The following is a 25,406-nucleotide window of genomic DNA, read 5'->3' on the forward strand; positions in this document are numbered from 1 at the left end:
ATCGGAGTTAGGGGATACTGCTTACATCGCTACTTTCTGCGAACGCTGGGCGAAGAAGAAGTCGGCCCAAGACGTCACTTCGGGGTGTTGCTTGAGCAGCGCGCGGCGCTGCCGCTCGGTCATGCCGCCCCACACACCGAACTCGACACGATTGTCCAGGGCGTCGGCCCCGCACTCCATCAGCACCGGGCAGTGCCGGCAGATGGTCGCCGCTTTACGCTGCGCGGCGCCTCGCACGAAAAGCTGGTCGGGATCTACTTCCTTGCATCGGGCCTGGGAAACCCAGGCGATTCTCGCTTCGGCCTGCTCCACGTCCAATCGAGCGATCGGGGTAGTCATGTGCATTTGGTGTGCCCCTTTGCAGTCCGAACACCGGGTCACGGCGCTCCAGAATCGCGTACAGCGCGCAGTTACCCAACCCCACTGCGTTCTGCACCACATTCCACTTTGAGTGTTAGCTCTATCACACTGGGTTCTCAATCTAGATAAGAGTGTGAGGCTTGCGCAAGACCGTCCCGAGATTTTCTGGTACGTCCGTCCATGCATTCGTCACCTGAAACCGGGCAGTCGGCACCATTCCGGACGAATGGACACCCCGACGCGAGGGCACCGAGTGTCCCGACGGCCAATTAGGCTGTGGCACGTGCCCATCACACGAACGCTCTGGAGACTGGCCGGCAGCTGCATTCTGGCCGCCGTGCTTCTCGCCGGGTTGCTGTTCCCACTCGCGGGCGGATTCGGTTTCATCTCCAACCGCGCCGCCGACGCCGTCGACAATGTCTCCGCCGAACTGGTGGAGGGCACCGTTCCCGCGGTGTCCACCATGGTCGACACGAACAATCAGCCCATCGCGTGGCTGTACGAGCAGCGCCGGTTCGAAGTGCCCAGCGACAAGATCTCCAACGACATGAAGCTCGCGCTGGTGTCCGTTGAGGACCGACGCTTCGCCGAACACGGCGGTGTGGACTGGCAGGGCACGTTCCGCGCCTTCCTGACCAACACCTCCGGCGGCGAAGTGCAGCAGGGTGGTTCGACCATCGACCAGCAGTACGTGAAGAACTACCTGCTGCTGGTGGTCGCCAAGACCGATGCCGAACGCCGCGCCGCCACCGAGACCACCCCCGCCCGCAAGATCCGCGAGATCCGGATGGCGCTGACGCTGGAGAAGGAGCTCACCAAGGACGAGATCCTGACCCGGTACCTGAACCTGGTGCCGTTCGGTAACTCCTCGTACGGCATCCAGGACGCGGCGCAGACCTACTTCGGCGTCGACGCCAAGGATCTGAGCGTGGTGCAGTCCGCCATGCTCGCCGGCATGGTGCAGTCCAGCTCCAAGCTGAACCCCTACACCAATCCGGCCGGTGTGCTGGAGCGGCGGAACACCGTGCTCGACACCATGATCCAGAACATCCCGAGCCGGGCCGAGGAGTTCCGCAAGGCCAAGAGCGAGCCGCTGGGCGTGCTGGCCGAGCCCAAGGGCCTGCCGCGCGGCTGCATCGCGGCCAACGATCGCGGCTTCTTCTGCGATTACGCGCTGCAATACCTGGCCAATGCCGGGATCAGCCGCGACCAGATCGACAAGGGCGGCTACCTGATCAAGACCACCCTGGATCCGGACGTGCAGAACTCGGTGAAGGCCGCGGTGAACGCCAATGCCGACCCGAACCTGGACGACATCGCCTCGGTGATGAATATCGTGGGCCCGGGCCAGGATTCGCATCCGCTGCTGGCCATGGCGTCCAGCCGGACCTACGGGCTGGACGCGAACGCGCATCAAACCGTGCAGCCGCAGCCGTATTCGATGGTCGGCGACGGCGCGGGCTCGATCTTCAAGATCTTCACCACGGCCGCGGCCATGGAGAAGGGCCTGGGCATCAACGCGCAGCTGGACGTGCCCGGCCGCTTCGAGGCCAAGGGCATGGGTAACGGTGGTGCGCGCGGCTGCCCGGCGGCCACCTACTGCGTCGAGAACGCGGGCAAGTACAAGTCGCCGATGTCGGTGACCGAGGCGCTCGCCACCTCGCCGAACACGGCCTTCGTCAAGCTGATCCAGGCCGTGGGCGTGGCCCCGACCGTGGATATGGCGGTGCGCCTGGGCATGCGGTCCTACACCCAGGCGGGTACTTCCGGGCACGGCAATCAGAGCCTGGCGGACATGATCAAGGATCAGAACCTGGGCTCGTTCACGCTGGGCCCGGTCGCGATCAACCCGCTCGAATTGTCGAATGTGGCGGCCACGCTGGCCTCCGGCGGCAAGTGGTGCCCGCCCACCCCGATCCGGGAAGTGGTCGACCGCAGCGGCAAGACCGTGCCGCTCACCCAGCAGGCGTGTGAGCAGGTGGTGGAACCGGGTCTGGCCAACACCCTCGCCAATGCCATGAGCAAGGACGACGTCAGCGGTACCGCCGCGGGTGCGGCGCAGTCGGTGGGCTGGAACGCGCCGCTGTCCGCCAAGACCGGTACCACTGAATCGCACCGCTCCTCGGCGTTCCTGGCCTTCACCAACGCGCTGGCCGGTTCGGCCTACATCTACGGTGACAGCCCGACGCCCGGCGAGATCTGCTCGTTCCCGCTGCGGAACTGCGGCAGCGGCAACCTGTTCGGTGGTAACGAGCCGGCTCGCAGCTGGCTGGGCGCGGTCAAGAACGTGCTCGGCAAGTTCCCGCCGCCGGGGCTGCCGCCGCTGGACGACAAGTACGTGCGCGGGGCGAACAATTCGCAGATTCCGGATGTGGTCGGCCAGACGCAGGCCGAGGCGACCTCGAATCTGATCGCCGCCGGTTTCCAGGTGTCGGTGGCCACGGCCGCGGGCGCCAACAAGGGGACGGTGCTGAGCATGTCGCCGGACGGGTCGGCGATTCCCGGGTCGGTGATCACGATCTACGTGAGTGACGGCACCGCGCGGCCGGCGCCCGCTCCGGCGGAGACACCGACGGCGCCGGGGATACCGGGGTTGCCGAACATCCAGCTGCCGCCGATACCCATACCCATTCCGATCCCACGCTGAGTGACAGCGGCCCCTCGCCAATGGTGAGGGGCCGCTGCCGTATTCGGCTCGCCCTGTTTGTACTCAATACGAAACGCCCGGAGCGAGAGACTCACTCCGGGCGTTTCGTATTAATGGGGCGTAGCTCTGATCGCGCTCAGAGCCGCGCTTTGACGGCCGCGGAAACCCGGGAACCGTCGGCCCGGCCCGCCGCCAGCGCGGTGGCGATCTTCATGACCTGACCCATCTGCTTCATGCCCGGCCGTTCGCCGATCTGCTCGGCGACATCCGCGATGGCGGTGTCGGCGATGTCGGCGACCTCCGCATCGGTCAGCGGGGTCGGCAGGTACTCGTCGATGATCTGCTCTTCGGCCCGCTCGTTGGCGGCCAGCTCACCGCGTCCGGCCTGCTCGTAGACGACGGCGGCCTCGTTGCGCTTCTTCGACTCCTTCGCGAGCACGGCGATCACCTCGGCGTCGCTGAGCTCGCGCGCGGTGGTGCCGGCGACCTCGGCGGTCTGGACAGCGGCCAGCAGCATGCGCAGCGTATTGAGACGCAGGGCATCCTTGGCCTTCATCGCGGTGGTGAGGTCCGCACGCAGCTTCGATTTGAGTTCCGCCATGCGGGACACGCTACCGCGCGGCCCCGCCCCGCCCGCACGTCTTTTTCGCGGTGTCGGTCCGGCCGGGTCCGCGCGAAGATACCCGCCGGCGCCACAAAGCGTCGGCGTATCGCAGCTCATATGACTCGATGTTTCCCCGCCGGGTCGCCTATTCTGGGCAAATGCCCGTAATCTCGACCTCCGCCCTCACCCGCGCCGCACTCGGAGCCGCTGGGGCCGCGGTCGCCGGTATCGGATACGCCTCGCTGATCGAACGCAACATGTTCACGCTGCGTGAGGCGACCCTGCCGGTACTGGAACCCGGAAAACCGTCCCTGCGCGTCCTGCACATCTCCGACCTGCACATGATGCCCGGCCAGCAGTTGAAGCAGGCCTGGTTGCGCGAGCTGGATCGCTTGGAACCGGACCTGGTGGTCAACACCGGCGACAATCTGTCGCATCAGAAGGCGGTGCCTTCGGTGGTGCAGTCGCTGGGTGGATTGCTGGGGCGCCCCGGCATTTTCGTATTCGGCAGCAATGACTATTTCGCGCCGGTGCCGAAGAATCCGCTGAAGTATTTCGACAAGAACCACAAGCGCGTCTTCGGCGATCCGCTGCCGTGGCAGGATCTGCGCGCCGCCTTCACCGAGCGCGGCTGGCTGGATCTGACCCATGTGCGCCGCGATATCGAGGTCTCCGGGGTGAAGATCTCGACCGCGGGCGTGGACGATCCGCACCTGAAGCGGGACCGCTACGACACCGTCGCCGGTTCGCCGAATCCGTTGGCGGACTTGAGCATCGGACTCACCCACTCCCCCGAGCCGCGGGTGCTGGACCGGTTCGCGGCCGACGGCTACGACCTGGTCATGGCGGGCCACACGCACGGCGGTCAGCTGGTGCTGCCCGGTTTCGGCGCGCTGGTCACCAATTGCGGCATCGATCGTTCGCGGGTGAAGGGCGCTTCCCGCTGGGGAGCCCATACCCGCCTGCATGTCTCGGCCGGTATCGGTACCTCGCCGTGGGCGCCGTACCGCTTCTGCTGCCGCCCGGAGGCGACCCTGCTGACGCTGGTCGGCGCACCGCCGAAGAAGCCGGCCGCGGAATCGGGCCGGGGGCGGACCACGTCGTCGGAGGCTGTCGCGCGTTGAGCTGCTGCCGCGATATACAACGCGGTAGGTAGTCGTCAGTCAGGGGAGCAGTCGTGGCCAGTGGGAACGAGCGGAACGAAGGTGCGGGCGCGGGGCCCGATCCGAACTGGTGGCAGGGCGCGCCCGCGCCGGATTCGGCCTGGTCGAATCCGCAGCAGCCGACGCAGGACGGACCGCCGCCGGGTTACGGTGTGCCGCAACCGGATTCGGGGTGGCAGCCGGGGTATCAGCCGACCGCGCCGTTCCCGGGCGGGCCGTACGGGGCGGCGGATCCCACGCAGCAGTTCCAGCCGTCCGGGCCGAACCCGACGCAGCAGTTTTCGGGCGCGCCGGGTCCGGATCCGACGATGCGGTTCACCGGGCAGCAGCCGTACCAGGTGGGGCCGGGACCGTATGGCGGAGCGCCGGGTTACGGTGGGCAGCCCGGTTACGGCGGCGGGTATCAGCAGCCGCCGGGCGGGGGTAAGCGAAAGATCTGGCTGTTCGCCGGAATCGGCGGGCTGGTGCTGGCCATCGTGATCGCGGTGGTCGCGGTGGCGCTGGTGCGGAATTCGAATGATCCTTCCGCGCAATCGAATACGACGCCGTCGCTGGTGAGCGCACTCACCACGGAGAAGTCGCCGGGCGCGAGCAAGCCGTCGGCGACACCGAAGCCGTCCGTCACCAAATCCGGCACGCCCGCGCCGGTGATTCCCGGGTATCAGACGGTGACGATCCCGGAATTCGAAGCGGCGTACGACATTCCGAAGGATTGGACGATCGACAAGCAGGGCACCGGGGCGTTCGGGACCGGCACCGATCAGATCGTCGCCTTCGGCCTCTCGGAAGAGGGCGTGGACTACTGCACGGGGTACACCCGCACCACCGCCTTCGTCACCGATTCCGACGAGACCGACCTCGCCAAGGCCGCGGCGGATGTCGGCGCGCGCATGGCGAAGATCGGCTACGCGAATTCGACGGGCGCGAAACCCAGTACGTCGGAGAAGTTCTCGACCTCCGACGGCAAGCTCTCCGGCACGTTCGTCGAGCTCACCGGTAGCGCACCCGCACCCGCGGCGGGCTGCGCCTCCACCTACTCGATCTACACCTTCGCGTTCTCCACCAATCAGGGCGCTTACGTTTTCACGATCGTCGCGGATACTGGGGTCGACAAAGCGGTAGACAAGTCGCTCGCGAAGAAGATTCTCGCCAGCCTCCGCCCGATGTAGCGGGCGGCCGGGCGGGGGCTCGACTCGTCCGACAGGGGGTCCGACGATGACCAGTGGATTCGATGACCGGAAGCCGGAGCCCGGCAGCGAGGATCAGACCGCCAACTGGTGGCAGGGGGCGCCGGCGCCGGGGTCGCAATGGGATTCGCAGGCGCAACATCCGATCCAGCCGCCGGGATACGGTCCGCAGCCGAATCCCTATGGGGCGGGCGCGAATCCGCCGAGCGGGGCCAATCCCTATCCGTCCGGAGCGAATCCGCCGATTTCGGTCGATCCCGCACGGACGGGCGCGAATCCGTTCCAGACGGGCCCGAACCCCTATCAGACCGGTCCGGTGCCGTATCAGCCCGCACAGCCGCCCTACGGGGGCAATTACGGACCGCCGCCGGGCGGAAACAACCGAGTGTGGTGGTACGCCGGGATCGGCGCGCTCGTGGTGGCGCTCGTCGCGGTGGTGGCGGTGGTGCTGGTGACCCGGGATTCGGGCACCGGCGCCCTGCCCGCCACCTCCACCTCGGCGGCCGCGACCACCACGTCCAAGCCGCGCACCAGCACGCCCACCACCACGCCCTCGTCGAGCCAGTCGCCGCGGATCCCCGGCTATCAGGTGGTCGTCCCGGCCGGCACCAAGGCGGCCTGGGATGTGCCGTCGGACTGGGCCATCGATCAAACCGCGAACGGGTGGGGTTCCGGCTCCGACCGGATCACGGTCGCGGGGCTGGCGCAGGAGGGCGTCGGCTACTGCCCGAACTATGTGCGCAGCAATATGTTCCTGAGCACCAGCACGCTCTCCGATCCCGCCGCGGCCGCGACCGATATCGGCAAACGCATGGCCAAGCTCGGCTGGGAGACCTTGACCTCGGTCGATTCGGGGGCGCCCGAATCCTTCAGTTCCTCCGACAACGCGCTGCACGGCAGCTTCGTGGAGACCTCGGGCGCGTTCACCCCACCCGATCCCAGCTGCGCCAAAACCTATTCGATCTACACCTTCGCCGTCTCCGGCGGCGAGGGCGCACTGGTCCTCACCATCGCCGCCGACACCGGCGTGGACCGGGCCGTGGACCGTGATTTCGCCCGCCGCCTACTCGCCACTTTTCGACTGCTTTAGGGCATCTGACCAGCCGATTTAACTGTTCCGCCGACGGTGCGCTAAGCTACTTCACGTTCACTTCACGGGGTGTGGCGCAGCTTGGTAGCGCGCTTCGTTCGGGACGAAGAGGTCGCAGGTTCAAATCCTGTCACCCCGACGTGTTGGTTGAGACACAGCAGTAGGGCCCTGGTCATTCACTTGATCGGGGCCCTTACTCGTTTCCGCCCAGCGCACCGCCCGCGAATACGAAAACCGGCAGCCGAATTCGATTCGACCGCCGGCGACGTGAAGTTTTATCCGCGTGGGATCAGGGCAGCACCTGCGGAATGACATCCGGTGCGATGGCGCCGACGATCAAGCCGACCAGCGCGCCCTGGAATGCCGGGCCGAGCGCGCACAGCGGGACCAGCAGAATGCCGACAATGGTGGCGGCGCAGACGACCGCACCGAATACCGCGCCGACAATCGCACCGGCGGCCGCGCCATTGCCGAGCGGATCATGGTTGGCCGCATTCGGATTGGTGGCGATCTCCGAGGCGACCGCATCCACCTCGGGCTGCGCGGCCTCCGGAGCGGCGGGCTGCGCGGCCTCCAGTGCGATGGGCTGCGCGGCGTCGAGGGCCTGCGGGGCCGCCGCCAGCTGCACCACGGGGGCGGTCTGCGGAGCGAGCTCCGGGGCCTCGGCATTGGCCTGACCGGCGCCGGTGACGGCCGCCGCCACCGCGAGCGGCAGCACCGCGACGAGAGCTTTACGACCGAAATTGCCGATGGTCCGACGCATGATATTCATCCTCCAGAACCCCCCTGCACGCGGAATTCGATGGCGTGCAGAACATTTAAGCGTTGCGAATTACAACGCCCAATTTGTATCCGATACCGGTCGCCGAATCAAGTCCCGATACCGTTTATGTGCGCGAGCGGGAATTGTGTTGCACAACACCGGCAATGACCGATACGACGACCGATTCAGTCGTCCACTTCGACGCCGTAATGTCGAGCCAGCGCGGCCAGACCGGTGGGATACCCCTGACCGACGGCGCGCAGTCGCCAATCCTCGTCCCGCGGATACAACTCGGCCAGCAGCAAAGTGCGTTCCTCGGTCGCCGCATCGAGGGTGGCGCGTGCGAAAGTACCGGATTCCGGGCCCGGATCGACCTCGATTTCGATGGGGCCGACATCACCGAATCGGCGCTCGGGATCCCCCAGCGCGGCCGCGATGACTATGCGGCGGCAATGCCCGGGTAGGTCTTCCAGATCCACGCTGACCCCTTGCTCGCTGGGTCCATCCACGGTCAGCCGGGCGCCCCGGGTCTCGGGCTGGTTGTAGAACACGAAATCCGAATCGGCTGCCACGCGGTCGTTTTCGTCCACCAGGAAGGCCACCAGATCGACCTCGGCGGCGCCGTGCTGCGGCCAGCCCGCGCGCACGGACCACTGCGCGCCATGGGTGGCGACCGGCAGGTCCACCACCTGCCCGCGGCTGAGCACGATCGGCTCGCGAGGGCCGTCGCCGGGAGTGCTGTGCATAGCTGGTGCCTGGCCCCTCGGTGCGTCGGGTTCGCCGGCGGCCTCCAGCAGCTCGAGCCCCCAGATCGGGAGCCCGATATCGGCCGCCTTCTTCCACCGCTGATCATTCTCCGCACCCGGCAGGGCGAGCACATCGGTGACCCCCGCGGACATATTCACCGCCGAGGAGCCGCCGAGTTCGGTTATCCGGCGGCGTATTTCGGCGGCCTGCCGATGCGTGCCGCCGAGCACCAGCACCCGGCGGCCGTTCAGCGGCCCCGCCGGTGTGGATTCCATAGCGCGGCCCGGACTCGGAACCCGCTGTCCGGCATCGCCTTTCCGCACGCCAGGCTGTATCGCGGCGAGCAATTCCAGGAATCGCGCTTCATCCACGACAGGTGTGCCGTGCTGTCGCGCCTTGCCCGCCTTGTTCGAACTTGAAGCGGGACGATTGGTCACCAGCAGACTGGTCAAGCGGCTGACGTTCCCGGTCACATCGAGCCCCGCAGCTTCGGCGCGATCGACCAATTCATTCCGATCCATCCCGGTCTCACCACTGAACGCGACCTTCATCCCCTGAATCAGCGCGCCACGCTCCTCGAATCGCCCCGGATACGCGAATGCGCACGGCGCCTTGGCCTTCCCTCGCCACAAATGCCGATTCGCATCCTTCGGCGGGCAATCCAGCAGCGGCGGCGGCACCCCCAGCCAAGCCGCATCCCCGATCAACCCGCGCAACACCCCCACCAGTACGCGAGTGTCATCCAACGCGTCATGCGCCCGCAATTGCGCGATCCCGTAATGCGCAGCCAAACTCCCCAGCTTGTAATCCGCTGTCGGCGGCGCCACCCGTCGCGCCAATGCCAAGGTGCACAGCCGCGAGGAAACCGGCAGCACCGCCCCACTTCGCCGGAATTCCCCCGCCAGAAAGTCGTAATCGAACCGAGCATTATGCGCGACCATCACCCGCCCCTCCAACAACCCGGCCAGCCGCCCCCGCACCGCCCCGAAATCCGGTGCTCCACGCAACTTCTCCCGCGTCAACCCATGCACATGCACCGGGCCGGGATCACACCCCGGATCAACCAGCGAATAGAACTCCTCCGCCACACCCCCTGCCGCATCCAGCCGCAACGCCGCCACCGACAGCACGCGATCCGTCCCCGAGCTCAACCCGGACGTCTCGACATCCACCACCGTGACTGTTTCCAGCCCGATCCCACCGACCCACGAATTCCCTTGCACGAGCGAACCATCGGCGTATCAAGGCGACACGTTCCCCGCGCTCGGCCAACACGCCGCACGGATAGAAGTACTGACCGGAGCGTTCTACCCGGTCCGTATTCAGCAGACTTCCAGCCGAAGTCAGGATGCCTTGCGCTGGTCGTCGTTCTCATGGTGTGCGATTACGGCTAGCAACTCGGTCACCCAGGCGGGCCGGGGAGTGCCGGTACCCGCGGTGGCAATGTCGCGTTCGATCAGCGAACGGATGTACCCAGACTGCGACATACCCAGGGCGGTGGCTCGCGCCTTGCAGGCCTTGTCGAGTTCGTAGGGCATTTTGATGGATCGGGGAACATAAACAGGCTCGGCGTCGGGGCCCACGGTAATGCCAAGGTCTGCCTCGCTCACCGAATCGACGGTGAATTCGAGACGGTCGATCATGGCGGCCATCTCGTCGGGAGTCATGTTGTCCAACGGGTCAGTCATTGCGTGTCGCCTCCCATTTCTCCAATGCGGCGGTCTGGTCCGGGTCGAGGTAGCGGGCCGCGTACACCTCGATGTCGCGGTCTTTGCGACGGGCGTAGACCGCGGTCGGGGTGCCGTTCTCGGCACGCCCCCACAGTATGAACGTCATCAACCCGGTCGCCGGGTCAGTCGCGGTACGAAACCACACCGGGCGGTTCGCGGCTGATCCACGCCTCAACGACGTCGAATACGTCGTCGGGGTCTACCCCGTAGCGTTCGAGCATCTTTGCCAGCGCCCAGAACCATTCGACCGCCACACCTTGAGACTACACCCGAGACTACCGCTGGGGATTACTCTGCTCCGACAGGCGCGTAAGCGATACCGAGATCAGTTTCGCGGGGGATCTCAAGCTTGGCGCTGCCTCGAAAGTCGGTTGTCCAGGAATCACCATGTCTACAGGTCCGACCAGATGTCGGGCGGCACCACCGTGCGGGCACGGCCGTAGCTGTCGAGGATGCGGCCGAGCAGTTTCTCGTGACGGAGGGTGATGGTGCGTTCGGCGATCACGAGTTCGGGATGGCTTGCTGCCAAATGGCTTTCGAAGCGCGCTACCTCTGCGACGGAGTGCAGGTTGGCCTGTACTACCAGGTTGTGAGTACCGCTGACGGCGGCGCAGTTGCGGGTCTGCGGTAGTCGGATCAGGGCGTAGCCGAGTTCGGGTAGTGCGGCGGCCGGTGCGGTTGCCCAGAAAGTGACCGCCACCGGCCAGCCGCCGAGGGGGCGGGCGAAATCGCAGCGGAAGGCGAGCAGTCCCAGGCGGATCAGTTCGTCTATGCGGCGCTTCACCGTTGATCCGCTGGTGCCCACGGCGGTGGCGATCGCGGTGTGGGTGGACCTGCCGTCGTCGGCCAGCCGGGTGAGGATGGCGCGATCCAGTTCGTCGAATACCCGGCGCTGCGGGAACGAGGAGGCGGCCGGGACCGGGGTGCGGAGCTGGTCGCGCTGGCCGGGGGCGAGGGCGTCGATGCGCCAGCTGCCGCCTTCGGCGAACCAGTGCGTGACGATCCGGGTTCGGACGGCGGTCAGGTGCGGCAGGGTCGGCAGTACATCGAGGGTGTAGTGCGAGAACTGCGCGAAGTCACGGGCGGCCACGGTGGCCAGGATCCGGTCGCTGCCGCCGGCGCGTTCGAGGGTGAGCATCTGCGGGTGTTCGGCCAAGGCTCGCACCACGGCATCGGTTTCCCCTGTCGCGCAGTCGATGTGGACGAAGGCGGCGCAGCACAGGTCGAACATGGCGGGACCCGGCGAAGCGCACACCCACGCCTCGCCGCGATCGCTCAGCCGCTGCCAGCGCCGGGCCACGGTCACCGGATCGACATCCAGGACGCCGCCGAGTTCGGTCCAGGAAGCGCGCGGGCGCAGCTGGAGGGCATTGATCAGAGCAAGATCGTCTTCATTGAGCAGCTCGGCGAAATCCTGCATTCATCCCGCCTCTGTGAGAGCTTCCTGCGATTTGGGCAGGTTCGATGCCGAGTATTTCACTATTGCGGGAGCGGCATCCACGAGAGGGAGACATCGGCGTCATGGCCTACGGGGACTTTCAGAACGAGATCTACTTCAACGGCCTGCGCGGGGTGATTCCGAAATGGCCGGTGAACTTCGCCGAACTGGCCGAGCGTGCGCAGACAGCGCTGCCGCCGTCGATCTGGTCGTATGTCGCCGGCGGCGCGGGTGACGAGCGCACGCAGCGCGCGAATGTGGCGGCCTTCGATCAGTGGGGGCTGATGCCGCGCATGTTCGTGGGTGCGAAAGAGCGGGACCTGTCGGTCGAGCTGTTCGGAACAACTTGGCCCGCACCGGTTTTCATGGCTCCGGTCGGTGTCATCGCGCTCTGTGACCGGGACGGTCGCGGCGATCTCGCGACCGCGCGGGCAGCGGCCCGGACCGGCGTCCCGATGGTCGCCTCCACCCTCATGGAAGATCCGCTGGAGGATGTCGCGGCCGAATTCGGTGACACCCCAGGGTTTTTCCAGCTCTACACGCCCACCGACCGCGACCTGGCGGCTTCGCTGGTGTCGCGCGCCGAGCAGGCCGGGTACAAGGGCATCGTGGTCACCCTCGACACCTGGATCACCGGATGGCGGCCCCGCGACCTCGGCACCGGCAATTTCCCCCAGCTGCGCGGGCACTGCCTGGCCAACTACTTCACCGATCCGGTCTTCCGCGCCGGTCTCGCGCAATCCCCGGAACAGGACCCGCAATCGGCGATCCTGCGCTGGATTCAGCTCTTCGGCAATCCGCTCACCTGGGATGATCTGCCCTGGCTGCGCTCGCTGACCACGCTGCCTTTGATCGTGAAGGGTATCGGGCATCCCGATGACGCGCGCCGCGCCCGCGACCTCGGTGTGGACGGCATCTACTGCTCGAATCACGGTGGGCGGCAAGCCAATGGCGGCTTGCCCGCGCTCGACATGCTTCCCGGCGTGGTCGAGGCAGCCGACGGCCTTCCGGTCCTGTTCGATTCGGGTGTTCGTTCCGGCGCGGACATCATCAAGGCCCTGGCCCTGGGCGCGTCCGCCGTCGGCATCGGCCGCCCTTACGCGTACGGTTTGGCGCTCGGCGGCGAGGACGGCATCGTGCACGTCCTGCGCACCCTGCTCGCCGAAGCCGATCTGATCATGGCCGTCGACGGCTATCCGACGTTGAAAGACCTGACGCCCGAATCACTTCGGGCCGTCAGGGTCTGATCGCCACCTCGAAGCGGGGGTGTGGGGGTTGCGACCCCCACACCATTTACTTGCCCTGGAAGTTGGGCTTGCGCTTCTCGGCGAAGGCGCGCGGGCCCTCCTTCGCATCGTCGCTGAGGAAGACCGGCAGGCCCACCTTCGCGTCGATCTTGAAGGCGTCTTCCTCGTGCAGGCCCTCGGTATCGCGAATCACCTTCAGGATCGCCTGAACCGCGAGCGGCCCATTGTTATTGATGAGTTCGGCGATCTCCAGGGCCTTGTCGAGCGCGGTCCCGTCCGGCACCACGTGTCCGATCAGCCCGTACTCCTTGGCCTCGGCCGCCTTGATGTGCCGTCCGGTCAGCAGCAGATCCGCCGCGATGGTGTACGGGATCTGGCGCGGCAGGCGCACCGCCGACCCGCCCATCGGGAACAGGCTCCACTTCGCCTCGGAGATACCGAATTTCGCGCTCTCGCCCGCGATGCGAATATCGGTGCCCTGCAAGATCTCGGTACCACCCGCGATGGCCGCGCCTTCGACGGCGGCGATCAGCGGCTTGGTCAGGCGGCGGCCCTTGAGCAGGCCGGGCATCCGGGTGGGATCGAAGGCGCTGCCCGCCTTCATCCCCTCGGCCGCGCCGCGATTGTTCATGTTCTTCAGGTCCGCGCCCGCGCAGAACGCCCCGCCGGCGCCGGTGAGAATGCAGGACCGGATCTCGGGATCGTTGTCGACGGTGTCCCAGGCGTCGGCCAGGATCGCCAGCATCTCGCCCGTGAGCGCGTTCTTGCGTTCCGGCCGGTTCATGGTGACGATCAGCGTCGCCCCACGCTTCTCGACGAGAGCATGAGGCTCGGTGTTGCTACTTGTTTCAGCAGTCGCAGCGGTCATCGCCGACCTGTCCTTCCACGTGGCCAATCCTGGGATTCGGGGACGAAACTACCCCGCACCGTTGTCCTGAACAATAACGTGTTCTAGTTTGGATCATGGTGACCGCCGTCACGGGCGGCAAGTAACGGAGAGACGACGACCATGAGCACAACGAGCACGCAGAGCGGCTCCCGGGCGAAGCTGCCGCCCCGCGTCACGGAATCCCTCATCAACCGGCTGACCGCAATGGTGACCGCGGGCAAGGCGGGCGAGGCCCGCGACCCGTTCGAAATGATCGAGGTCTACACCGGCGATGTCGTCGGCTACCTGCCGCAGTCCTCGCCCGAGGATGTCGTCAAGGTCGTCGAGATCTCGCGCGCCGCGCAGAAGGAATGGGCCGCTCGCCCGCTGGACCAGCGCCTCGCCGTCTTCGAACGCGCGCACGAACTCATTCTCTCCGAGATCGAGACCATTGCCGACCTGATTCAGATCGGTTGCGGCAAGGCGCGCCGGATGGCCATCGAAGAGGCGTGCGATACGCCGATGGTCATCGCGCACTACCTGAAGACCGCGGCCAAGACGCTCAAGCCCAAGAAGCGCAGCGGGCCGATGCCGATCATCACCAGCTCCACCGAGGAGCACCGCCCCAAGGGCGTGGTCGCGGTGATCGCGCCGTGGAACTTCCCGTTCGCCATCTCCATGTCCGACTCCACCCCCGCGCTGATCGCGGGCAACGGCGTTGTCATGAAGCCGGACAACAAGACCGCGCTGTGCACGCTGTACGGCATCGAACTGCTGCACCAGGCGGGCCTGCCGCGCGGTTTGGTGCAGGTCGTCACCGGCATGGGCCCGGATGTCGGGCCGACCCTGATCGACAATGTCGACTTCGTCATGTTCACCGGCTCCACCGCCACCGGCCGCACCATCGGCGAGCAGTCGGGTCGCAATCTCATCGGATGCAGCCTCGAGCTCGGCGGCAAGAACCCGATGATCGTCCTGGACGACGTCAACCTCGACGAGGCCATCCCGTCGGCCATCTTCGCCGTGTTCGGCAATACCGGCCAGGCGTGCATGCACATCGAGCGCATCTACGTGCAGGAACGCATCTACGACGAGTACCTGCGCCGATTCGTCGCCGCCGCAGAGGAACTCGGCGCGAAGATGGGCGCGACCTACGACTTCGATCCCGAAATGGGTTCGCTGGTCTCGGTCGACCACATGAAGCGCGTCGCCGCGCACGTCGACGAAGCCCGCGAAAAGGGCGCGACCGTCGTCACCGGCGGCAACCCGCGCCCCGACATCGGCCCCGCCTTCTTCGAGCCGACCGTCCTCACCGGCGTCACCAAGGACATGGCGCACGCCACCATGGAGACCTTCGGACCCGTCGTCACCATCTACAAGTACAAGACCGAAGACGAGGCGATCGCCCTCGCCAACGACACCGCCTACGGCCTCAACGCCAGCATCTGGACCGGAAACATCGACCGCGCAACCAAACTCGCGGAACGCGTAGAAGCCGGCGCCATCAACATCAACGACGGCTTCGTCACCAGCTACGCCGCCAAAGGCACCCCCTCCGGCGGCGTCAAGCAATCCGGCGTCGGCACCCGCCACGGCGCCGCGGGCCTGCTCAAGTACACCGACACCATCAACGTCGGCGTCCAGAAGAAGCAGATCATGGCCGCCCGCGCCGGCATGCCCTACGAAAAGCAACTCAAGTCCACCCTGGTGACCCTGCGCCTCATGCGCCGCCTGCACCTGGGCTGAAATCCGTTCCGACGCGAAGACCCCGGCGTTTCCCCCGCCGGGGTCTTCGCATATAACGACAATCGAGGACATGACGGATCCTGGGCTGACCGCCGAACGCCGCGACGAGCTGACCGCGTTGTTGTCCGACGAGCACCGTCTCCGCACCGAATATCCGAAAGTCGCGGACTACTTGGACACCGCCTCCCGCCTGCCGGGAACCGATGACCCTCGAGCAGACACCGCATTCGACCTCCGCCTCGTGCACTTCATGACCGGCGGCACCTCCCCCACCGGAAACCCCTACTGGGACATAGTCGGCCCCTCCGTCAACGCACAGAATGGCCGTCGCGTCGTCAACGGCGGCCGCGCGACCGGCAGCGCGCGCCTCGGCTACGCACAAACCATCCTGCAATCCGTCTACGCCTATGCGGTGCCGTCACCGCAAACACTGAACTGGATCGCGGATTGCTGCGCGGGTTCGCCGATAGTGGAACTCGGTGCGGGCCGCGGTTATTGGGCGGCCCAACTGGCGGCAGTCGGGTGCGCGATCGACGCCTACGATTCCGAACCTCCGGGCAAGGCGGAAAACCTGTCCTTCCCGGCCTCCGTGGGGCAACGCGACACCTGGCACCAGGTCGGCGACCTATCCGAATACACCGTGCGGGCAGCTCCACCCGATGACCACACCCTTTTCCTGTGCTGGCCGCCCGGTTGGGGAAACCGGATGGCCTCGGAAGCCCTCGCCGCCTATGAGAAGTCCGACGGCACCCGAGTCGTCTTCATCGGTGAGCCGAAGGGCGGCAAGACCGGCGACGATGCCTTCTTCGACGCGCTGACCGCACGCTGGAAATTGGAATCACAAGATCCGCAGTTCGTTTCGTGGTGGAATCTCGCGGACGTCGCACAACTCTGGATCCCGCGCTAGCCGAAGGTTCTTCTCCGATCGGTCCAACCTCGGGGATCAGGACTGGTGTCGGAGCAGTGCAGTGCGGATCAGCGCTCGTGCCGCATCGCCGGTCACGGATTGACCGGCCAAGATATCGAATGCGCGACCGTAGAGGGCGATCTCCCTGGGCTGCGTCACTGTCAGTTCGGCGGTGTGTGCCTCGACCTTCACCATGCGGTTGTCGAACATCATGAATCCTTCTACGACCACATGCGCTTCAGCCATCAGCGGGACGATTCCGAGGGTGACGCGAGGCATTCCGATGATCGCTTGAAGTCGGTCGAGCTGACCACACATCACGTGGTGGTCGCCGACAGTTGTATACAGCGACGTTTCGCTGATCAGGAAGTGGAATTGGTGAACTCGCCGGTAGAGAATCTGCTGCCGCTCCAGGCGTTTGGATACGCCGGCGTCCAAATCATCAGGCAGGCGGTAGAACTCGATCACTCGCTTCAGCTTGGCCTCGGCGTATTCGGCGGTTTGCAGCAGTCCCGGAATGATCTGCGGCTCATAGTTCCGGATGATGGTTGTCTCGGCTTCGAGTTTCAAAGCCAGTTGCTGGCCGCGTTTCACCCCCGTGCCGAGTAGTCGCCGCCATTCGAGCCACGCGGAGTCGATGTTGTGCAGGCTGGCGAGCAGGTCCGGCAGCTGGTCGCCGGCATCGCAATGGGCACAGTAAGCACGCAGATCCGCGGTCGATGGTCTGGCTTTGCCATGTTCGATACGCGAGACCTTGGACTCATGCCAACCCTCACGGGCAGCTAGCTCTCGGCCGGTGACCCCGGCGTCACGGCGGATCTCCCGGAGCCGCTTGCCGAGAGCCTCGCTCGCCTCCTGTACCGAATCGACCACTATCGGTGGTTCACCGGAGATTCGTTGACGTACTCCAGGAACGGCGTTGCAGCGGCCAGCAGCCTGTTCTTCACATCACGGCAGTACGCTGCGATCTTCGGATCAGTTGTCACCGCCACACCGGCGGACCGGCCCAGTCTATCGATCAGGTTGAAGGCCACCCGACTACCGTCGAACAACCACCAATCATCGCGTGGAACCTCTTCCGGATCGATGAGATGCCTTGGCAGATAACGGATATCCTCGCCCGCCTCGACGTTTTCACCTGTGACGGACAGCAACCATCGCTGGTAATCACTGTGCGGCACCGTGACAACACGAACGCGGCTGACTACAACGCCGCGTCCCGTCATCTCGCGGATCAAGTCGGTCCAGTCGGACTTGTCATAGTCCGGTGGCGTCTCGCCCGCGAGAAAGCGCCGGAGGGGCTCGGATTCGCTCGCGACCGCATAGGTGTCGCGAACCTCCATGTGGTAAGCCGACTCTCGGCATTCGTGAAACAGATCGTCCCAGTCGTCAACGCCGCGAAATTCCACCGAAGTACATCCTCTCCGCTCTCGGAACCTCGATCGCTGTCTCGAAGTCTTCCATGGTGAGCTGTTCGAGTGCTCCGCTATCGGTGATCGGCCGACCCGAGAGGATGAAGGACCCCCTGCCGGTATCGGCCACTTGCGTGAGTTTGAACTAACACCTCCAATGGTCCTCTGGCTGTGTGAATCTCACTGAAAATCCGATTCATTTGCGCAAGTTTCCGCAAGGTTGTGGATTCGTCGCCATGTCGGTTTCTAGCGCCGAGTCAGGTGTTCGCCGGAGGACAGGCGACCGAGATGAACCGACTCCCCGGGCTTTTCAGGGTTACCGGTGAAGTCTTGGAACTGCGAAGTTTCGGGGAAGACGACTGTCCTGGGTTCGGGCCGACGTGTTTGGGCTATCTGCGCACGGATGTGTCTGGGAGGGGGCAGCTTTGGGATGAGAGCCAGGCGGTGATTGCGCCCAGCGCTGCGCACTTCGAAGGGGTGCGATTATGGGGGTGCTGGTTCGGCAGGTCGATGTGATAACGGTGTCCCCGGAAGTCGCTATGCGCGTTAGCGGGCGGAGACCTCTTCTGCGAGGAATCCGCCGGACTGGTGCCGCCAGAGTTGGGCGTAAGTGCCTTCGGCGGTGAGTAGTTCGTCGTGGGTGCCTTGTTCTACGATGCGGCCGCGGTCGAGGACTACGAGTTGGTCCATGCCGGCTACGGTGCTGAGGCGGTGGGCTACTACCAGGGCGGTGCGGCCTTCCATCAGTTCCCAGAGGGCTTGTTGGACGAGGAGTTCGCTTTCGGAGTCGAGGGCGGAGGTTGCTTCGTCGAGTAGGAGGATGGGGGCGTCGCGGAGGATGGCTCGGGCCAGGGCGACTCTTTGGCGTTGTCCGCCTGATAGTTTCACGCCGCGTTCACCGATCAGGGTGTCCAAGCCTTGGGGTAGGCCCTCGGCGAATTCGGTTACGTGGGCGGCTTTGGCGGCGCGGATGATTTCCTCGTCGGTGGCTTCGGGGCGGGCGAAGCGGATGTTCTCGCGGAGGGTGCGGTGGAACATGGCGGGATCCTGTGGCACGTAGGACAACTGGCTGCGGAGGTCGGATTGGCGGAGCCGGGAGATGTCCTGGCCGCCGATGCGGATGCTGCCGTCCTGGATGTCCATCATGCGCAGGAGTAATTGGGTGATGGTGGTCTTGCCGCCGCCGGAGCGGCCGACCAGGCCGAATTTGGCGCCGCTGGGCACGAACAGGTCGAGGCCGTGGAAGAGGCGGGAGGCGCCCGGGTGGGCGAAGGTCACCTGGTCGAAGCGAATGTCGGAGCCGTTGGGGCGCAGGGGTTCCGGGTCGGGAACGTCCACTACGGCGGGGGCTTCTTTCAGCAGCTCGGTGAATTGGGCGGCTTCGGTGAGGGTGCCTTCGAGGCGACGGAAGATCTGGTTGAAGCGGAACATGATGCCGGTGGCGTTCCAGTAGTAGGTGAAGGCCACGATGATCACTTCGACGCTCGCATGCCCGCCGCGAATGCCGAGGGCGAGGAGCAGGCCGACCATATTGGTGAGCGCGACCAGTGGCGTCACCACGGTGTCGATGCGCAGGTTGGCGTAGTCCCAGGAGCGCAGGGATTTGCGGCGGGATTCCGCGACGCGACGCCGATGTTCTTCCGCTTCTTGGGGTTCGGCCGCGAAAGCCCGCACCACCTGCATATTGGACAGGCTGTCGGCGACGTGCCCGGACACCAGCGCGATGGCCGCCTCGCGTTCGTCCACCAGCCGCTGCCGGCGGTGGATGAGCGGGGCGACGATCAGCGCGGTCACCACCAGCATGCCGAGCAGCACGAGCACCAGTAACGGGTCGTAGCGCCACAGCACCACCGATGCGAAGGTCAAAGGGATGAGCGCGGCGAGGATTTCGAAGGCGAAGGTGTCGACGAATTCCTCGAAACGGGCCGCGAAGCTCAGCGAACGCTTGGTGAGCGAACCGGCGAAATTGTCGTGGAAGAACGCGGCGTCCTTGGCGAGCAGTTCGTCCATGGCGGTGATGTAGAGGTGTTCGATGCCGTAGGCGTCGAGGCGGTTCAGGCAGTGAATGCCGATGCGCCAGAACACTTCGGCGAGCAGCAGCAGGCCACCGAAGGCGAGTACGTAGGGCGCGAGGGCGCCGAAACCGGAGTCGCCGGTGCCGGCCACCTTGCCGACGACGACGGCCACCACCAGGGGTGCCACATAGAGCTGGTAGGTGGTGCCGAGTGCCGGTGACAGCATGGCCGTGGCGGTGAGGGGTTTTCGCCTCGCCAATTCCCGGCCGTAATAGCGCAATACCAGCATGATCGCGGACGCGCGGGAGTTCATCCGTCCCCTCTCGAATCGTGTTCGAGCAGTGCAGAACAGACATCGTGCCCGGTCAGGGAAGTTTCACGCCACTGATTTTCCGCGCGGAGGGATGTTCGGCGCTGGGCAACCGCAGAGCCTCGGTTGCCCAGCGCCGGGGTTTGGGTGCCGATCGGAGCACGTGCCGGCACCCAAGCTGGGGGTCAGTCGGTCGGGTGGATCGACTTCTTGACGATGGCGCGAGCCACGCCGGGCAGGAAGCGCCGCATCAGGTAGGCGGGGCGCGCCTGGCCGGGGAAGACGAACAGCGGCGTCTTCGGTGCGGCGAGCGCCTTTTCCAACGCGTCGATGATGGATTCCGGTGTGACGCCGCCGGATCCGCCGAGCACGCTGGCGTTCTCCTCACGGACCTTGTCCAGGAACGCCGTCTCCACCATGGGCGGGCAGAGGGTGAGCAGCCGCACCCCGGTGCCGTCGAGTTCGTAGGAAAGGCTGTCGGCGAAGCCGATGACCGCGAACTTCGAGGCCGAGTATCCGGCCAGCCCGGGCGAGGGCAGCCAGCCGGCGAGCGAGGCGAACAGCACCACCGTGCCGCGGCCCGCCGCTTTCATCGCGGGGATCACGGCCTGGCACAGGTTGACCGTGCCCAGGTAGTTGACGTCGATCATTTTCTTGATCTGGCGCACATCGTGATCGAGCGCGGAGGCGTGCACGTGCGCCATTCCGGCCGCGTGCACCAGCTGGTCGATCGCCCCGAGTTCGGCGCGCACCTTCTCCACGACCGCGGCGACCTGCTCGGGATCGGAGACATCGCAGGTGTAGGTGTGCATGTTCGGCGAGCGGGTGGCGGTGGCGGTCAAGCCCTCGCCGTTCAGGTCGACGGCGGCCACCCGATGTCCCGCCGCGGCCATGCGCTGGGCGACGATGCGGCCCATGCCGCTGGCCGCGCCGGTGACGAGAACGGTCTGGGTCATCGGACCTCCCGGGTTTGCAGGACGGTGGCGGCGTCCTCGAAAGTCATCGCGAGCGCGCCGATCCGGCTGGAGAACAGGGCCGCCTTGGGCAGCCCGAGCGCGCGCAGCTGTTCGGCGACCGGGTGATCGCCGAGTTCCACCCGCGCACCGCCGGGTCGCATCCGCACCTTGGCGGGGTTCATGATCCAGGGCGTGCGCCGCAGCAGGCCGTTGCGCGAGGTGTAGGCGTCGATGGACGCGCCCCCGGCGCCGCCGGGCACGGGCAGGCCGTCGCCGATCCGCAGCCCGATCACGAATTGCCCGTCGACCCGTACTTCACAGCGCCCGTCCGCCGTGATGTCGATATCGGCCATGAGCTTGGGGAAGCCCCAAATCGATTGTCCCGCTTCACAGGTGAAGCTCTGATTCACCGGCAGCCAGTGGATGTAGGCCCCGGTGCTGTTGCGGCGGCCGGGCTGGCGCGCCATCAGCGAGAAGGCGAATTCGTGGTACGGACCGAGGTCACCGTCCACGTAGCGCACGAAGGCGAGCGAGAGCATCGCCTTGCCGGGCAGCACCTTCAGCGGTTCCAGGCCGGTGCCGTCGAGCAGTTCGGCCGCGGCTGCGGCATCGACGAGGAAGAGCGCGGAGGCGGCATCGGCATGACGGATCTGCACCGGCATGCGGACTTGTTCGCCGAGTACGGAGTGTGCCGCTGCCATTTCCAAATTAGAACAGGTTCCCATAATTCTCGTTGTGGTTTCGGCCCAGGAATCCCGGTGAACGGGCGCCGGGCGGGAGTGGAATTCCGACACGGGTTATCACGCCTGGTGATCGGGCGGGTGCGCCGCCGCGTGCGCCTTGGCGGAGCGATAGTCCGGCTTCCCGCTGGGCGTGCGCGCCACCGCGTCCACCACCCAGATCGAGCGCGGCGCCTTGTACCCGGCGAGATGCGCCCGCACCTGCCGGTCCAGCGCCGCGAAGTCGATCTCGCCGTCGGCCGCCGATACCACCGCGGCCACCTGCTGCCCCCAGCGCTCGTGCGGCACGCCGATCACGACCGCGTCGTACACCGCGTCGTTCGCCTTGAGGATGGCCTCGACCTCCTCCGGGAACACCTTCTCGCCGCCGGTATTGATGACCATGTTCCCGCGCCCGATGAGCGTGACCGAGCCGTCCGCCTCGACCCGCGCCCGATCGTCGGTGATGACCATCCGCACCCCGTCCACGGTGCGGAACAGCTTCTCGGTCTTGACCGGATCCTTGTAGTAGCCGATCGGCACATTGCCGGTCTTGGCCACCCAGCCCTCGCCGCCGGGTTCGACGGCGCGCCCCGCATCGTCGACCACGAGTGCGCCGCGACCGGTGTTCACCCGCGGCCCGCGCGCCGGATCGTCGTCCTTGGCCGCGAAACCGATTCCGCCGAAACCGGTTTCGGAGGAGCCGATGGATTCGGTGAGCAGCACGTTCGGGAAGAGTTCCAGCAGCGCGTTCTTCACCGGCTGGGTCAATTGCGCCGCCCCCGAGCCGATGGAGAACAGCGACGAGGCGTCCACCGGCGCGGCCCGGTAAGCGTCCACGAGCGGGCGAGCGATCGCGTCACCGGTGATGACGAGAATGTTCGCCCGCTCGCGCGCCACCGCCTGCCAGATGCGTGCCGGTTCGAAGCGCGGTTCGAACAGCACGGTGTTCCCCGACCAGAGCGCGGTGAAGGTCGGCATCATGGCGGCGGCGTGAATGAGCGGCGGCAGGACGAACCAGCGCAGCGGCTGGTTCTGCGCGCCGTGGCGGGATTGCTGGTATTCGTCGGCGACGGGTTCGCCGGTGTAGAAGTCGATGCCGCCGCCGAGCACCCGCCACATGTCCTCCTGCCGCCACATCACACCCTTGGGCAGGCCGGTGGTGCCGCCGGTGTACATGATGAACAGGTCGTCGGCGCTGCGCGGGCCGAAATCCCGGTCGGGCGAAGCGCTTTCGAGCGCCTGCTCGTAGGGCGTCGAAGAACTCTCCGGCCCCTCGCCCTGCGCGTCCTCGACCACGAGTGCGTGCCGCAGCTTGGGTAGTTGCGGGCGGACCGCTTCGATCAACGGCGCGTAGCAGCGGTGATGCACCACCATCTCGAGGTCGGCATTGTCGTAGACGTAGCGCAGTTCCTCGGCCTGATAGCGGTAGTTGATGTTCACCGGCACGGCGCGAATCTTGAAGCAGCCCAACAGCGTTTCGAGGGTCTCGATGCCGTTGTGCATATGGAAGCCGATATGCGTGCCGGGCCCGGCGCCGGCGGCGGCCAGGTGATGCGCGAGCCGGTTCGCCCGGGCATCGAGTTCGGCGAAGGTGAGCCGCCGTTCGCCCTCGATCACGGCGAGCCGATCGGGGACGGCGTCGGCGGCATGCTCGTAGAGGTCGGCGAAGTTGCTGGCCATGACAGCTCGCTTTCTGACTACCGGACGGTGAGCGGCAGGGGGATGCCTCGATCGGTGAAGGTGAAGGCGGCACCGGTGCTGAAGCGGGTGATGGTGACCTCGACGGCTTCGGGAAAGGCGTGGTCGGCCAGGCCGATCTCGAAGGTGAGCGCGCAGTCCTCGGCTTTGCGCAGGCGGCTGCGGAAGCGCGGGTTCACGCCCCGTACCAGCGCGTCGAGCGGTTCGAGGTGATCGGCGTCCAGCAGCATCGGCCAGGCATCGTCATCCGCGCCGCCGCAGGCGCGGCCGATCCGCAATTCGACGATCTGCTCGCCGCCGGTGGTCTCGGTGGCCACCTCGATATCGAGATAGGCGGCCGGATTCAAGACCGGATGCAGGCGCAGCACCTTCGCCAGCGCCGCCGCGTCGTCGCCGAGACCCAATGCCTTGCAGAGTCTTTCGGACGTGAGTCCCGCGATGCCGGTGAACTGCTTGCGCACGATGTCCAGCACGGCGTCCGTGCGCGCCTCGACCGCGCACCGGAACCCCAGCCCGAGCAGATGGTGTTGCAGGCACACCTCGTCCGCCATCCGGATCAGGGCCGGACGGGAGAAGTCCTCGAAGCGCAGATCGTTCAGCAGCGGACCCGAATAGTCGTGCAGTCCCTCGCCTTCAGGAACGATCGGCTCCAACACCGTTCCGGCGGCCTGACTTCCGGCGACCAGGTGCGCATCGGCTATCGGCTCGGGCGGCTCGTGCGCCGGGTCGATGACGACCGTCCACGCGCACACCGGTTTCCGGTCCGCCGGCACCCGCGGCGGCCGATGCACCGGCCGCACCTGGGCGTGCGGATTCGTCGCCAGCGCACTGGCATCGAAGGTCGGATCCTCGATGTGATGGCACATGGCCACCACGAACTCCTCCCCCATCGGCTCCACATCGGCCAGCGCGCCGCAGTGATCGAGATGGAATTCCCCGTGGTCGTGATCGTGCACCCGGTAGCGGAAGTCCATGAACTGCGGCGGTGCGCCGATATCCAGCTGGAAGCCTTTGAAGATGGCGTCCACCCCGTCACCGGTGACGCCCAGCGCTTTTCGCATCCGCCGGGTGTACACCGGGCTGGCCAGCCGCCATTCGTCGATGGCCACCTCGGTCATGCCCTCCCGGCCGAGCGCGGCGATCACATGCGCCATTCCGGACCGGTCGATGAGGTGCCCGCACAACAGCAGCTCCGGCACCAGCACCGCGAGTTCGGCGCGGTTCAGCGCCGCGTATCGGCTCGTCACCACTGCGGTACCGGCCCCTTCCCGGTCGGGTACCACCCGGGCAGGGGCTGGCCGGCCATCGAGCGTTCGATCCGCTTCTGCATGCCGGGCGAGAGCGCGTTGTCGGTCATCATCTCGACGAAAAGCGCTGTCACATTGCCGAAGTCGAAGAAGTCGCGCTGCCAGGACCATTGGAAGTCGCCCGCGTACCGGAACCAGCTGCCGCCGATGCCTTCCGGACTGTAGGGCCGTCCGTCGGGCCGGTGTTTCTCGTTGATCTGCTTCCAGAAGCCGATGACGCTGCCGCTGCGTTCGTCCACCACGAATTCCTGGTAGGGGTAGGTCCAGCCTTCCAGGCCGAACATCTCCTGGCCGAGGGCGATATCGCGGATCTCGTCACGCCCGACGGCCATGAACTCCTGTTGCGGACCGTAGTTCCAGCCGTAGGTGGCGTCCTCGGTATAGAAGTGCGCCAAGGGTTTCCAATCCCCGAGCGCCTCACAGTCGCGGTTCTCCTCCACCCAGCGGCGGATCATTTCGTCGAGTTCGTCGCGGGACCAAGACATAAGC

The 25,406-nt window shown here is 66.2% G+C and carries 24 protein-coding genes and 1 tRNA gene; 8 read left to right on the top strand and 17 right to left on the bottom strand.

From position 1 onward, the window contains the following. Positions 1–21 precede the first annotated feature (21 nt). Complete coding sequence (locus NI1_RS25340; RefSeq protein WP_067718558.1) at positions 22–345, bottom strand: WhiB family transcriptional regulator; 324 nt, start codon at positions 343–345, stop codon at positions 22–24. A gap of 298 nt (positions 346–643) precedes the next feature. Here NI1_RS25340 and NI1_RS25345 point away from each other — a divergent pair, with 298 nt between their 5' ends. Beyond that, positions 644–3,007 (top strand): penicillin-binding protein, encoded by a 2,364-nt coding sequence (locus NI1_RS25345; protein ID WP_067825448.1) that lies wholly within the window; start codon positions 644–646, stop codon positions 3,005–3,007. 136 nt (positions 3,008–3,143) lie between these two features. Here the strand turns inward: NI1_RS25345 and NI1_RS25350 are convergent, their stop codons facing one another. Then, positions 3,144–3,608 carry a GatB/YqeY domain-containing protein gene (locus NI1_RS25350; RefSeq protein ID WP_067825450.1) on the bottom strand — a complete coding sequence of 155 codons (465 nt, stop codon included), beginning with the start codon at positions 3,606–3,608 and terminating at the stop codon, positions 3,144–3,146. Between the two features lie 161 nt (positions 3,609–3,769). On the opposite strand from NI1_RS25350, the gene NI1_RS25355 reads away from it, so the two are divergent. From NI1_RS25355 to NI1_RS25370, 4 genes are all read left to right on the top strand, one after another. Beyond that, the gene (locus NI1_RS25355; protein WP_067825452.1) at positions 3,770–4,735 is read left to right on the top strand and encodes a metallophosphoesterase; all 966 of its coding nucleotides are present in this window, start codon (positions 3,770–3,772) and stop codon (positions 4,733–4,735) included. Positions 4,736–4,788: 53 nt separating this feature from the next. Further along, complete coding sequence (locus tag NI1_RS25360) at positions 4,789–5,943, top strand: DUF8017 domain-containing protein (RefSeq protein WP_067825454.1); 1,155 nt, start codon at positions 4,789–4,791, stop codon at positions 5,941–5,943. A gap of 46 nt (positions 5,944–5,989) precedes the next feature. Then, entirely contained in the window at positions 5,990–7,051 is a 1,062-nt protein-coding gene (locus NI1_RS25365; protein ID WP_067825457.1) for a DUF8017 domain-containing protein, read from the top strand. 65 nt (positions 7,052–7,116) lie between these two features. Next, positions 7,117–7,190: transfer RNA gene (locus NI1_RS25370), tRNA-Pro, on the top strand. A gap of 150 nt (positions 7,191–7,340) precedes the next feature. Here the strand turns inward: NI1_RS25370 and NI1_RS25375 are convergent. The 6 genes from NI1_RS25375 to NI1_RS25390 all read right to left on the bottom strand — a co-directional run bounded on the left by NI1_RS25375 (position 7,341) and on the right by NI1_RS25390 (position 11,711). Then, positions 7,341–7,814 carry a hypothetical protein gene (locus tag NI1_RS25375; RefSeq protein WP_157535339.1) on the bottom strand — a complete coding sequence of 158 codons (474 nt, stop codon included), beginning with the start codon at positions 7,812–7,814 and terminating at the stop codon, positions 7,341–7,343. Between the two features lie 185 nt (positions 7,815–7,999). Beyond that, on the bottom strand, positions 8,000–9,784 hold the full coding sequence (locus NI1_RS25380; protein ID WP_067825461.1) for a TerD family protein: 1,785 nt from the start codon (positions 9,782–9,784) through the stop codon (positions 8,000–8,002). 120 nt (positions 9,785–9,904) lie between these two features. Next, positions 9,905–10,249 (bottom strand): hypothetical protein, encoded by a 345-nt coding sequence (locus NI1_RS25385; RefSeq protein ID WP_067825463.1) that lies wholly within the window; start codon positions 10,247–10,249, stop codon positions 9,905–9,907. Next, positions 10,242–10,397, bottom strand: coding sequence for a hypothetical protein (locus tag NI1_RS38160; protein ID WP_157535340.1), 156 nt, complete (start codon positions 10,395–10,397; stop codon positions 10,242–10,244). Before NI1_RS38160 ends, NI1_RS25385 begins: the two co-directional genes overlap by 8 nt. A 16-nt stretch (positions 10,398–10,413) precedes the next feature. Next, the gene (locus tag NI1_RS39925; RefSeq protein WP_281179511.1) at positions 10,414–10,545 is read right to left on the bottom strand and encodes a hypothetical protein; all 132 of its coding nucleotides are present in this window, start codon (positions 10,543–10,545) and stop codon (positions 10,414–10,416) included. Positions 10,546–10,682: 137 nt separating this feature from the next. Beyond that, positions 10,683–11,711, bottom strand: coding sequence for an Lrp/AsnC family transcriptional regulator (locus tag NI1_RS25390; protein WP_067825465.1), 1,029 nt, complete (start codon positions 11,709–11,711; stop codon positions 10,683–10,685). 101 nt (positions 11,712–11,812) lie between these two features. Between NI1_RS25390 and NI1_RS25395 the strand changes: the two genes are divergently transcribed. Continuing rightward, positions 11,813–12,976: an alpha-hydroxy-acid oxidizing protein gene (locus NI1_RS25395; protein ID WP_067825467.1), complete on the top strand. Its 1,164-nt coding sequence runs from the start codon at positions 11,813–11,815 to the stop codon at positions 12,974–12,976. Positions 12,977–13,022: 46 nt separating this feature from the next. Here the strand turns inward: NI1_RS25395 and NI1_RS25400 are convergent, their stop codons facing one another. Continuing rightward, positions 13,023–13,844: a crotonase/enoyl-CoA hydratase family protein gene (locus NI1_RS25400; protein WP_067825469.1), complete on the bottom strand. Its 822-nt coding sequence runs from the start codon at positions 13,842–13,844 to the stop codon at positions 13,023–13,025. Between the two features lie 141 nt (positions 13,845–13,985). Between NI1_RS25400 and NI1_RS25405 the strand changes: the two genes are divergently transcribed. Then, positions 13,986–15,590 (top strand): succinic semialdehyde dehydrogenase, encoded by a 1,605-nt coding sequence (locus NI1_RS25405; protein WP_067825471.1) that lies wholly within the window; start codon positions 13,986–13,988, stop codon positions 15,588–15,590. Positions 15,591–15,660: 70 nt separating this feature from the next. Continuing rightward, entirely contained in the window at positions 15,661–16,497 is an 837-nt protein-coding gene (locus tag NI1_RS25410; protein WP_067825473.1) for a hypothetical protein, read from the top strand. Between the two features lie 36 nt (positions 16,498–16,533). On the opposite strand, the gene NI1_RS25415 is transcribed toward NI1_RS25410, so the two are convergent. From NI1_RS25415 to NI1_RS25455, 8 genes are all read right to left on the bottom strand, one after another. Then, a complete protein-coding gene (locus tag NI1_RS25415; protein WP_067825475.1) occupies positions 16,534–17,370 on the bottom strand; it encodes a helix-turn-helix domain-containing protein in 837 nt (278 codons plus the stop codon). After that, positions 17,370–17,906, bottom strand: a complete 537-nt coding sequence (locus tag NI1_RS25420) for a DUF6879 family protein (RefSeq protein ID WP_067825477.1) — start codon at positions 17,904–17,906, stop codon at positions 17,370–17,372. Before NI1_RS25420 ends, NI1_RS25415 begins: the two co-directional genes overlap by 1 nt. A gap of 549 nt (positions 17,907–18,455) precedes the next feature. Continuing rightward, on the bottom strand, positions 18,456–20,237 hold the full coding sequence (locus tag NI1_RS25430) for an ABC transporter ATP-binding protein (protein WP_084523662.1): 1,782 nt from the start codon (positions 20,235–20,237) through the stop codon (positions 18,456–18,458). 182 nt (positions 20,238–20,419) lie between these two features. Further along, complete coding sequence (locus NI1_RS25435; protein ID WP_067825480.1) at positions 20,420–21,190, bottom strand: SDR family NAD(P)-dependent oxidoreductase; 771 nt, start codon at positions 21,188–21,190, stop codon at positions 20,420–20,422. Beyond that, positions 21,187–21,891 carry an acetoacetate decarboxylase family protein gene (locus tag NI1_RS25440; protein WP_067825482.1) on the bottom strand — a complete coding sequence of 235 codons (705 nt, stop codon included), beginning with the start codon at positions 21,889–21,891 and terminating at the stop codon, positions 21,187–21,189. Before NI1_RS25440 ends, NI1_RS25435 begins: the two co-directional genes overlap by 4 nt. Positions 21,892–21,990: 99 nt before the next feature. Further along, on the bottom strand, positions 21,991–23,592 hold the full coding sequence (locus tag NI1_RS25445) for an acyl-CoA synthetase (protein WP_067825484.1): 1,602 nt from the start codon (positions 23,590–23,592) through the stop codon (positions 21,991–21,993). A gap of 17 nt (positions 23,593–23,609) precedes the next feature. Next, a complete protein-coding gene (locus tag NI1_RS25450; protein WP_067825578.1) occupies positions 23,610–24,860 on the bottom strand; it encodes a hypothetical protein in 1,251 nt (416 codons plus the stop codon). Continuing rightward, a complete protein-coding gene (locus tag NI1_RS25455; protein WP_067825486.1) occupies positions 24,854–25,402 on the bottom strand; it encodes a nuclear transport factor 2-like protein in 549 nt (182 codons plus the stop codon). The genes NI1_RS25450 and NI1_RS25455 overlap by 7 nt, the downstream gene beginning before the upstream one ends. Between the last annotated feature and the right edge of the window lie 4 nt (positions 25,403–25,406).

Origin of the sequence: Nocardia inohanensis NBRC 100128, from assembly GCF_001612945.1 — a bacterium.
Lineage (GTDB): Bacteria > Actinomycetota > Actinomycetes > Mycobacteriales > Mycobacteriaceae > Nocardia > Nocardia inohanensis.

Bases quoted from the DNA above. Each gene is read 5' to 3' on its own strand.
- NI1_RS25340 (WP_067718558.1), bottom strand. From the start codon at position 345: ATGCACATGACTACCCCGATCGCTCGATTGGACGTGGAGCAGGCCGAA.
- NI1_RS25350 (WP_067825450.1), bottom strand. From the start codon at position 3,608: ATGGCGGAACTCAAATCGAAGCTGCGTGCGGACCTCACCACCGCGATG.
- NI1_RS25355 (WP_067825452.1), top strand. From the start codon at position 3,770: ATGCCCGTAATCTCGACCTCCGCCCTCACCCGCGCCGCACTCGGAGCC.
- NI1_RS25365 (WP_067825457.1), top strand. From the start codon at position 5,990: ATGACCAGTGGATTCGATGACCGGAAGCCGGAGCCCGGCAGCGAGGAT.
- NI1_RS25375 (WP_157535339.1), bottom strand. From the start codon at position 7,814: ATGCGTCGGACCATCGGCAATTTCGGTCGTAAAGCTCTCGTCGCGGTG.
- NI1_RS25385 (WP_067825463.1), bottom strand. From the start codon at position 10,249: ATGACTGACCCGTTGGACAACATGACTCCCGACGAGATGGCCGCCATG.
- NI1_RS38160 (WP_157535340.1), bottom strand. From the start codon at position 10,397: ATGACGTTCATACTGTGGGGGCGTGCCGAGAACGGCACCCCGACCGCG.
- NI1_RS25390 (WP_067825465.1), bottom strand. From the start codon at position 11,711: ATGCAGGATTTCGCCGAGCTGCTCAATGAAGACGATCTTGCTCTGATC.
- NI1_RS25395 (WP_067825467.1), top strand. From the start codon at position 11,813: ATGGCCTACGGGGACTTTCAGAACGAGATCTACTTCAACGGCCTGCGC.
- NI1_RS25400 (WP_067825469.1), bottom strand. From the start codon at position 13,844: ATGACCGCTGCGACTGCTGAAACAAGTAGCAACACCGAGCCTCATGCT.
- NI1_RS25405 (WP_067825471.1), top strand. From the start codon at position 13,986: ATGAGCACAACGAGCACGCAGAGCGGCTCCCGGGCGAAGCTGCCGCCC.
- NI1_RS25410 (WP_067825473.1), top strand. From the start codon at position 15,661: ATGACGGATCCTGGGCTGACCGCCGAACGCCGCGACGAGCTGACCGCG.
- NI1_RS25430 (WP_084523662.1), bottom strand. From the start codon at position 20,237: ATGAACTCCCGCGCGTCCGCGATCATGCTGGTATTGCGCTATTACGGC.
- NI1_RS25435 (WP_067825480.1), bottom strand. From the start codon at position 21,190: ATGACCCAGACCGTTCTCGTCACCGGCGCGGCCAGCGGCATGGGCCGC.
- NI1_RS25440 (WP_067825482.1), bottom strand. From the start codon at position 21,891: ATGGCAGCGGCACACTCCGTACTCGGCGAACAAGTCCGCATGCCGGTG.
- NI1_RS25445 (WP_067825484.1), bottom strand. From the start codon at position 23,592: ATGGCCAGCAACTTCGCCGACCTCTACGAGCATGCCGCCGACGCCGTC.
- NI1_RS25455 (WP_067825486.1), bottom strand. From the start codon at position 25,402: ATGTCTTGGTCCCGCGACGAACTCGACGAAATGATCCGCCGCTGGGTG.